The 7,520-nt window shown below is 77.6% G+C and carries 5 protein-coding genes; 3 read left to right on the top strand and 2 right to left on the bottom strand.

All coding sequences use genetic code 11. From position 1 onward, the window contains the following. Positions 1-114: 114 nt before the first annotated feature. Positions 115-2,517, bottom strand: coding sequence for a LuxR C-terminal-related transcriptional regulator (locus ACFV04_RS42795; RefSeq protein WP_380536501.1), 2,403 nt, complete (start codon positions 2,515-2,517; stop codon positions 115-117). A 132-nt stretch (positions 2,518-2,649) separates the two neighbouring features. Here ACFV04_RS42795 and ACFV04_RS42800 point away from each other — a divergent pair, with 132 nt between their 5' ends. After that, positions 2,650-4,056, top strand: coding sequence for a DUF6350 family protein (locus ACFV04_RS42800; protein ID WP_380536503.1), 1,407 nt, complete (start codon positions 2,650-2,652; stop codon positions 4,054-4,056). Positions 4,057-4,072: 16 nt separating this feature from the next. Here ACFV04_RS42800 and ACFV04_RS42805 read toward each other — a convergent pair whose 3' ends face one another. After that, a complete protein-coding gene (locus tag ACFV04_RS42805; protein ID WP_380536504.1) occupies positions 4,073-4,738 on the bottom strand; it encodes a hypothetical protein in 666 nt (221 codons plus the stop codon). A 439-nt stretch (positions 4,739-5,177) separates the two neighbouring features. On the opposite strand from ACFV04_RS42805, the gene purN reads away from it, so the two are divergent. Both purN and purH read left to right on the top strand, forming a co-directional pair. Beyond that, the gene (gene purN, locus ACFV04_RS42810; RefSeq protein ID WP_380341210.1) at positions 5,178-5,837 is read left to right on the top strand and encodes a phosphoribosylglycinamide formyltransferase; all 660 of its coding nucleotides are present in this window, start codon (positions 5,178-5,180) and stop codon (positions 5,835-5,837) included. Continuing rightward, the gene (gene purH / locus ACFV04_RS42815) at positions 5,834-7,411 is read left to right on the top strand and encodes a bifunctional phosphoribosylaminoimidazolecarboxamide formyltransferase/IMP cyclohydrolase (RefSeq protein ID WP_380341207.1); all 1,578 of its coding nucleotides are present in this window, start codon (positions 5,834-5,836) and stop codon (positions 7,409-7,411) included. Before purN ends, purH begins: the two co-directional genes overlap by 4 nt. Positions 7,412-7,520: the final 109 nt, after the last annotated feature.

The raw sequence follows: 7,520 nt of genomic DNA on the forward strand, positions 1-7,520 counted from the left end.
GAGACTCCGTCCGAGACCGCCCGCCTGGCCGGGGAGATCATCGCGGCCCAGGCATGATCACCCCTGCGAGCAACGAGCGCCCCCTCCCGGACCGGGCGGGGGCGCTCGTCGTTTTCAGCGCGCCTTCGGCCCGGTCGTGCAGGGCCGCGGCGACCACAGCGGGCAGACCGCCGGACCCTGGGGCGGCGGGGCGTCCGCGCCCCGGGCCGCCGCCGGCAGCTCCCAGCGGGCGATCGCCTGGGGGTGCGGCTCCACCACCACGGCCTCCAAGCCCGGCGCCGGGCTGCACCACAGGCTGCTGATGCCGTTCGGCACCCCGCCGGGCTGCAGCGGCACGCCCGGATCCTCCGCTGCGGCGGCGGGCAGGCACAGCGCGGGCTCCGGTGCCTCCGGCGGACGGAACAGCACCGCCGGCCGCACCCCCGCCAGGGTCGCCAGCGTCGCCCCGCCGACCGCCACCGTCAGCAGCGCGGCCGCGCCCGTCCGGCTCGCCGTCCACAGCCGGTGCCGGGCCCGCAGCACCGGCACCGGCGACCGGTGCGGCTCCGGGCACCCGCGCACCGCCGCCCGGTGGAGCAGCAGGCTCAGCCCGTCCGCGAAGCCCGGCGTGGCCGGATCGGGCCCCACCAGCTCCGGCACCCACTGCGCCAGCGCCGCCCGGGCCGTCCACACCCGGCCCTCGGCGGCCGCCTGCGTCGACTCCACCTCCACCGCGATCGCCGCGGCCGGCAGCCCCAGCCCGTCGTGCAGCACCAGTGCCCGGCGCTGCGGCCGCGACAGGCGCTTGAGGGCCTTCAGCAGGGCGCGGTCCCGGTCGGTCAGCCGGTCGTGGTCCGGGAGCACCGCCTGCGACTCGTCCGCCGGGCGCACCTTGATCCGCCGGTGCGGCAGACCCCACACGTGCGCCCGGCGCGGCCCGCCCCGGTGCCACGGCGACAGCGCCAGCTCGCACGCCCGCACCCGCACCCACCCCTCCGGGTCCCCGGACCCGGCCACCGCCGGCCAGCCCCGCCGGGCCTCCCCGAACGCCCGCCGCACGCAGTGCACCGCGCGGTGGCGGCAGGTGGTCAGCAGGAACACCTGCTGCACCAGGCGCGTGTGCGCGGTCTCGTACAGCTCCTCGAAGCTCGGCACCGGGTGGTCGGCGGACGGGGGCGGTGCCGCGGTGGCCGGCGACGGGTCCCCGCGCTGCTCCGCGGGGTGGGCGGGCCCGCCCGCCGCGCGGTCCCGCGCCTCCGTGCCTGCCGCGCCCGCTTGTGTCGGCCCGGCTGTGACCGGGTCAGCCGCCGGCGGCTGACCCGGCGCCCCCGGCCGCGCGGGCCCGCCGGGGGGACGCTGCGGCCCCTTCGGCACGGCGGCGGCTCCGGCGTCCCGGACGGCGCCGTCACGCCTCGCCGGGCCGGTGGGGCCGTTCCGGTCCGGTCCGTCGGCCGCCGGGGCCGGGTGGGACCGTTCCGGGTCCGCGGGCGGGGTCTGCTGCCGCTTCGCCGTCGAGGAGGCCCGGGGGTCCGTCGGTGCGGTGCCGGGGTCCGCCGCGTTCGCGGGGCCCGCCCGGCCCGGCCCACCCGCGGCCGACGGGGCGGGGTCCGTCGGCGCGGTGCCGTGGCGTTCTTCCCGGAGCGGCCGAGCCTGCTGCGGTCGGTCGGCGCCGGGGCGCTGCGGCCGTCCGGCGTCCGCGGCGGCCGCAGACCCCGGCACCGAGGCCGCAGCCGGCACCGAGGCCGCTGCCGGTGACGGTGCCCGTACCGTTTCACCGTGTTCGCCGTGTTCGCCGGGCCGCTGGGCGGTACCGGTGCGGTCCTGCTGGGGCGGCTGTTCGGGGCGGGCGGACGGGCGTTTGCTCGGGGGCGTGTGCGTTGCCTCCCCGCGCTCCTGCCGGGCGCGCCGTGCGGTCCGGCCGCGTCGGGTGCCCGAGACGGGGCGCGAACTGTCGCCCGGCGGCGCTGTCGGCCCGGTCGTACCGCTGGCCGGCTGCTCCGTGACGGGGCGACGGGCGGCGTCGGCGGCGTCGGCGGCGTCGTGCGGGGGCGGCTCCGTCGGCTGTCGGGCCGGAGCCGGGGAGGCCGTACGGTCGTCTCCGCCCCCGCCCCGGCCGCCCGTCGAGGCGAGGGCCGTTCGTGCGGGCCCGTCCGTGCTCCCCGTGCGGAGGCCCGGATCCCCGAGATCCCGCACGGTGAACGTGGCGGGGCCGAGGGAGGAGGCGGTGAGGCCGGCGAAGTTCGCCGGTCCGGGGGGCACGACGGATGGCAGGGAGCCCGCGGCGAGGGTGATGGCCTCGGCCTGGGTGGTGGCGCCGAGCTTCCGCATGGCGCGCAGGAGGTAGCTACGGGCGGTGGTGGGGGTGACGCCGAGGACGGCGGCGGTGTGGGGGAGGTCGTGGCCGGTGGCGAGGTGGGCGAGGGTCTGGGCCTCACGCGGGGTCAGCTTCCGCAGTAGTCCGGTCGCGGCGCGGTCGGCGCGGGCGGTCTCGCGGTGGCGCTTGGGGGTGGGGGAGTCGGCGGTGGGCGGCGTGGTCATCAGACGCTCCGGGCCGGGACGCCGGCGTCGTGGGGACAGGGTCTGAAAATGCGCATAAGCCAATAATCTGGGACACGGCGGCGGTTTGCCGGTTCACGGAGCATGGCGAGTCGCCTTGGCACCATGTGGCCCATGACGCAGCTGATGGGCCGTCCGATCCTGGAGGCGCCGGGCGAATTGGGCGGACGGCCCGCGCTGGCCGACCTGTTGACGGGGGTGCGGACGGCGCTGGTCGGCCTGGCGGTGGTCGGAGTGCCGGTCCTGGGGCTGTGGGTGGTGACGCCGTCCGTGGACGACGGCCCGGCCGCTGCCACCCGGTTGGCGGGGGTGCTGTGGCTGATCGGGCACGGTGCGCCGGTGCTGCGCGGGGAGGCCGACGCCCCGCTGACCGTCACTCCGCTGCTGCTCGGCGCCCTGGCCGTGGTCCGGCTCCACCGGGCGGGTGCCGGGGTGGCGGCGCGGCGCGGGCTGCGGTCGCGCTGGGGTGGCCCGGTGGCGTTGTGGGCCGGGTACTGCGCGGTGGCGGTCGCGGTGGCGCTGCACTGTGCGGGTGCCGGGCCGTTCCGCAGCGAGGTGCTGCCGGACATCCTGGTGGTGGCGCTGGTGGCGGCCCTGGCGACGGCTGCCGGAGTCCGCTCGGCGGAGGCCGCGGGCCGCCCGCTCGCCGACTCCCTGCTGGACCGTCTCCCGCCGCCGTACCGTCCGGTCGGCGGGGCGGTGCCGGTGCGGGCCGCGGCGCTGGCGGCCGGGGCCGGGCTGGTCGCGGCGGGCGGGCTGCTGGTGGCGGTGTCGGCGGTGCTGGATGCGGCGACCGGCGGCGGGCGCGGGATGGCGCTGCTCGGGCGCGGGCCGGTCGCGCTGCCGGCGCTGCTGCTGCTCGCGCTGGTGCTGCTGCCGAACGCGGTGCTGTGGGGCGCGGCGTACGCGCTGGGCCCTGGGTTCGTGGTGGGGGCCGGGTCGGTGGTGTCGCCGGGGGGTGCGGCGCTGGGGCCGGTGCCGGAGTTCCCGCTGTTCGCGCTGCTGCCGGCCGACGGCCCGGGCGGCTGGCGGTGGGCGGCGCTGGTGCTGCCGCTGTTGGCCGGGGTGGTGCCGGCGGTGCTGCTGGGCCGCGCGGCGGCCGGGGGCGCCGGGGGCGCCGGGGGGCGGCCGGTGCCGTGGCCGCCCGCCGCGACGGTGACGGCCGCGCTGGCGGCGGCGTTGCTGGTCGGGGTGGGGGCGGCGCTGCTGGGCCGGTTGTCCGGCGGCGGGTTGGCGGGTGGCCGGATGGCCTGGTTGGGGCCGGTGCCGTGGCGGTCGGGGCTCGCGGCGGCGGGCTGGTTGGCGCTGGTGGCCGTCCCGGGCGCGCTGCTCGTACGGCACCGGGTGCTCGGGGCGGCGGGGGAGCGGGGGAGCGCCCCGGCGGGAGACCGGAGCGCGTACGCCCGGCTCGCGTGGTGGACGCGCCGGGGCGCGCTGCGGCTGCGCGCCCGGGCCCACGCCCTCGTGCTGCGGCTGTCCGAGGCCGGCTGCGGGGCCCCGGGGCCGGACCCGGTGGACTGACGGGCGGTCGGGTGGGCTACTCGGTGTTCCCGCTGAAGTCGACGTACCACTGCGGCGCGTAGCGGTCGCAGCCCTGGACGCCGGCGGTGGTGAGCGAGTCCCGGACGCAGGTGACGTAGTCGCGGTAGTGGTAGTTGAGGCCGATCACCGAGGTGGCGACCACGACGGTCATCGCGCCGGTGAGGATCCCGGCGAGGGCGGCCGGGGTGAGCGGGTTCGGCGCCGCTCCCCGGGGGACCGGACCGACGGCGCCCGGGGCGCCGACCGCACCCGCGGCACCGGTGGCACCCGACGGAGCGCCGGCCGGGGCGCCCTTCGGGCTCCGCAGGGCGCCGATCCCCCAGACGATGCCGAGCACCCCGATCAGCAGGGCGATCCAGTGGAAGCCCGCGAACAGGCAGACCAGCGCGAACGGTCCGGCGAGCGCGGCGTTGCGGGCCCGGCGGTGGGCCGGGTCGGCCGGGTCGAGCCGGGGCGGCTGCGGGGCCGGGGGCCGCGGGCCGGGCCGGCCGTCGCCCTGACCCCACGGCGGCGGGAGCTGCGGGCGGCCGTCGCCCTGGCCGCCGGTGCCGTCCGGGCCCTCGCCGGTCCAGGGGCTGCGCGGCTGCCACGGCTGGTCCGGGGCGTCCGCCGGCGGCGGCGCGAAGGGGTTGCGCTCGTCGGTCTCGTCGCCGCTGCTCATGGGTTCAGCCAATCCTTGTCGGTCGGAGCTCGGTCGGGACCCGGCGGGCCGGGTCGGAGCCGGTCCGTGGGTCCCGCGGTCGTCGCGGTCTCGCGGTCGGCGCGGTCTCCCGCGCCACCCAATGATCCCGCAGCCGTTCGTCGGCCCACCGGCGGCCCGGGTTCCGGGTCCGGCCGGGTCGGTCCGGCCGGGGGCAACTCCGGTGCTGCGGGCCCGAGGAGATCCCCGTCTCAACTACGCGCGTAGCGCCGTCGGGAGGGTTCGGAGGCCGTCCGACCAGCCGTTATCGTGGTGACGGTCAGCAGCTCACATCGGTTCCCGGGGCCCGCGTCGCGGCGGGTTCTCCCGGTGTTCCCCCTCGCTCGACCTGCCGTTCGTAGTGGCCCCACCGCCGGTGGACGTACCAGCGCACGGCGCCCGACCTACGGAGAATCGCGCAGTGGCCGCCGCCCCCGCCCAGCACTTCCCGCCCCGCACGCCCGGACCGGCCCGCCTGGTGGTGCTGGTCTCCGGCTCCGGCACCAACCTGCAGGCGCTGCTCGACGCGGTCGCGGACCCGGCGTACGGCGCCGAGGTCATCGCCGTCGGTGCGGACCGGGACGGGATCGCCGGTCTGGAGCGCGCCGGGAAGGCTGGCCTGCCGACCTTCGTGCACCGGGTGAAGGACTTCCCCGACCGTGCCGCCTGGGACCGCGCGCTGACCGCCTCCGTCGCCGAGTACGAGCCGGACCTGGTCGTCACGGCCGGCTTCATGAAGATCCTCGGCCCCGAGTTCATCGCCGCCTTCGCCGGGCGGACCGTCAACACCCACCCCGCACTGCTGCCCGCCTTCCCCGGCGCCCACGGCGTCACCGACGCGCTCGCGTACGGCGTGAAGGTCACCGGCTGCACCGTCCACCTGGTCGACGCCGGGGTGGACACCGGGCCGATCATCGCGCAGGGCGTCGTCGAGGTCGTCGACGCCGACCACGCCGATGGCGGCGACGCGCTGCACGAGCGCATCAAGACTGTCGAGCGCAAGCTGCTCGTCGACGTCGTGGGCCGGCTGGCCCGCGAAGGTCACCGCATCGAGGACCGAAAGGTATGGATTCCGGCATGAGTGCCAGCTCCACCACGCCCCCCGTTTCGGAGAACATCCGTCCGATCCGTCGCGCGCTGATCAGCGTGTACGACAAGACCGGTCTGGAGGAGCTGGCCCAGGGCCTGCACGCCGCCGGGGTCGCCATCGTCTCCACCGGCTCGACCGCCGGCCGGATCGCCGCCGCCGGCGTCCCGGTGACCGAGGTCTCCGAGCTGACCGGCTTCCCGGAGTGCCTGGACGGGCGCGTGAAGACGCTGCACCCCCGCGTGCACGCCGGCGTGCTGGCCGACCTGCGGCTGGAGTCGCACCGGGCGCAGCTGGCCGAGCTGGGCGTCGAGCCCTTCGACCTGGTCGTGGTGAACCTCTACCCGTTCAAGGCCACCGTCGCCTCCGGCGCCACCCCCGACGAGTGCGTCGAGCAGATCGACATCGGCGGTCCGAGCATGGTCCGCGCCGCCGCCAAGAACCACCCCTCGGTGGCCGTCGTGGTCGACCCGGCCCGCTACGGCGACGTGCTGAAGGCCGTTCAGGACGGTGGCTTCGACCTGGCGACCCGCAAGCGCCTGGCCGGTGCCGCGTTCGCCCACACCGCCGCCTACGACGTGGCCGTGGCCTCCTGGTTCGAGGCCGGCTACGCGCCGAGCGACGAGAGCTTCCCCGCCTTCCTGGGCTCGACCTGGGAGCGGCAGAACGTGCTGCGCTACGGCGAGAACCCGCACCAGGGCGCCGCGCTGTACAGCGACGGCACCGGTGGCCTGGCCGGCGCGCAGCAGCTGCACGGCAAGGAGATGTCGTACAACAACTACGTCGACACCGACGCCGCCCGCCGCGCCGCCTACGACCACGCCGAGCCGGCCGTGGCGATCATCAAGCACGCCAACCCGTGCGGCATCGCGACCGGCGCCGACGTCGCCGAGGCGCACCGCAAGGCGCACGAGTGCGACCCGGTCTCCGCGTACGGCGGTGTGATCGCGGTCAACCGCCCGGTCACCGTCGAGCTGGCCGAGCAGATCGCCCCGATCTTCACCGAGGTCGTGGTGGCCCCCGGCTACGAGGACGGCGCCTTGGAGGTGCTGACCCGCAAGAAGAACCTGCGGGTGCTGCTCGCCCCCGAGGCCCCGGCCAACCGCCAGGAGGTGCGCCCGATCTCCGGCGGCGTGCTGCTGCAGGACGCCGACCGGGTGCACGCCGAGGGCGACGACCCGGCGAACTGGACGCTCGCCACCGGTGCGGCGCTCTCCGCCGACGAACTGGCCGAGCTGGCCTTCGCCTGGCGGGCCTGCCGGGCCGTCAAGTCCAACGCGATCCTGCTGGCCAAGGGCGGTGCCTCGGTCGGCGTCGGCATGGGCCAGGTCAACCGGGTCGACTCCTGCAAGCTCGCGGTCGAGCGGGCCGGCGAGCGGGCCTCGGGCGCGTACGCGGCTTCGGACGCCTTCTTCCCGTTCGCGGACGGTCCGGCGATCCTGATCGCGGCCGGCGTCAAGGCCATCGTCCAGCCCGGCGGTTCGATCCGTGACGAGGAGGTCGTCGCGGCGGCCGCCGAGGCCGGCGTGACCATGTACTTCACCGGTGCGCGGCACTTCTTCCACTGATCCCGCCGGCGGGTGACGCAATGACAGAGCGGCCCGGCCCCCACCCAGGGGGCCGGGCCGCTCCGGCGCCTGGGGCGGGGCGGTCAGAAGCGCGGCCCGTTGAAACCAA

The organism is Kitasatospora sp. NPDC059599 (genome assembly GCF_042735125.1).
In the GTDB taxonomy this organism is placed as follows: Bacteria; Actinomycetota; Actinomycetes; order Streptomycetales; family Streptomycetaceae; genus Kitasatospora.

What these genes read in the sequence shown, in the direction of transcription:
- ACFV04_RS42805 (WP_380536504.1), bottom strand. Translation starts at nt 4,738, where the DNA reads ATGAGCAGCGGCGACGAGACCGACGAGCGCAACCCCTTCGCGCCGCCG.
- ACFV04_RS42800 (WP_380536503.1), top strand. Translation starts at nt 2,650, where the DNA reads ATGACGCAGCTGATGGGCCGTCCGATCCTGGAGGCGCCGGGCGAATTG.
- ACFV04_RS42795 (WP_380536501.1), bottom strand. Translation starts at nt 2,517, where the DNA reads ATGACCACGCCGCCCACCGCCGACTCCCCCACCCCCAAGCGCCACCGC.
- purH (WP_380341207.1), top strand. Translation starts at nt 5,834, where the DNA reads ATGAGTGCCAGCTCCACCACGCCCCCCGTTTCGGAGAACATCCGTCCG.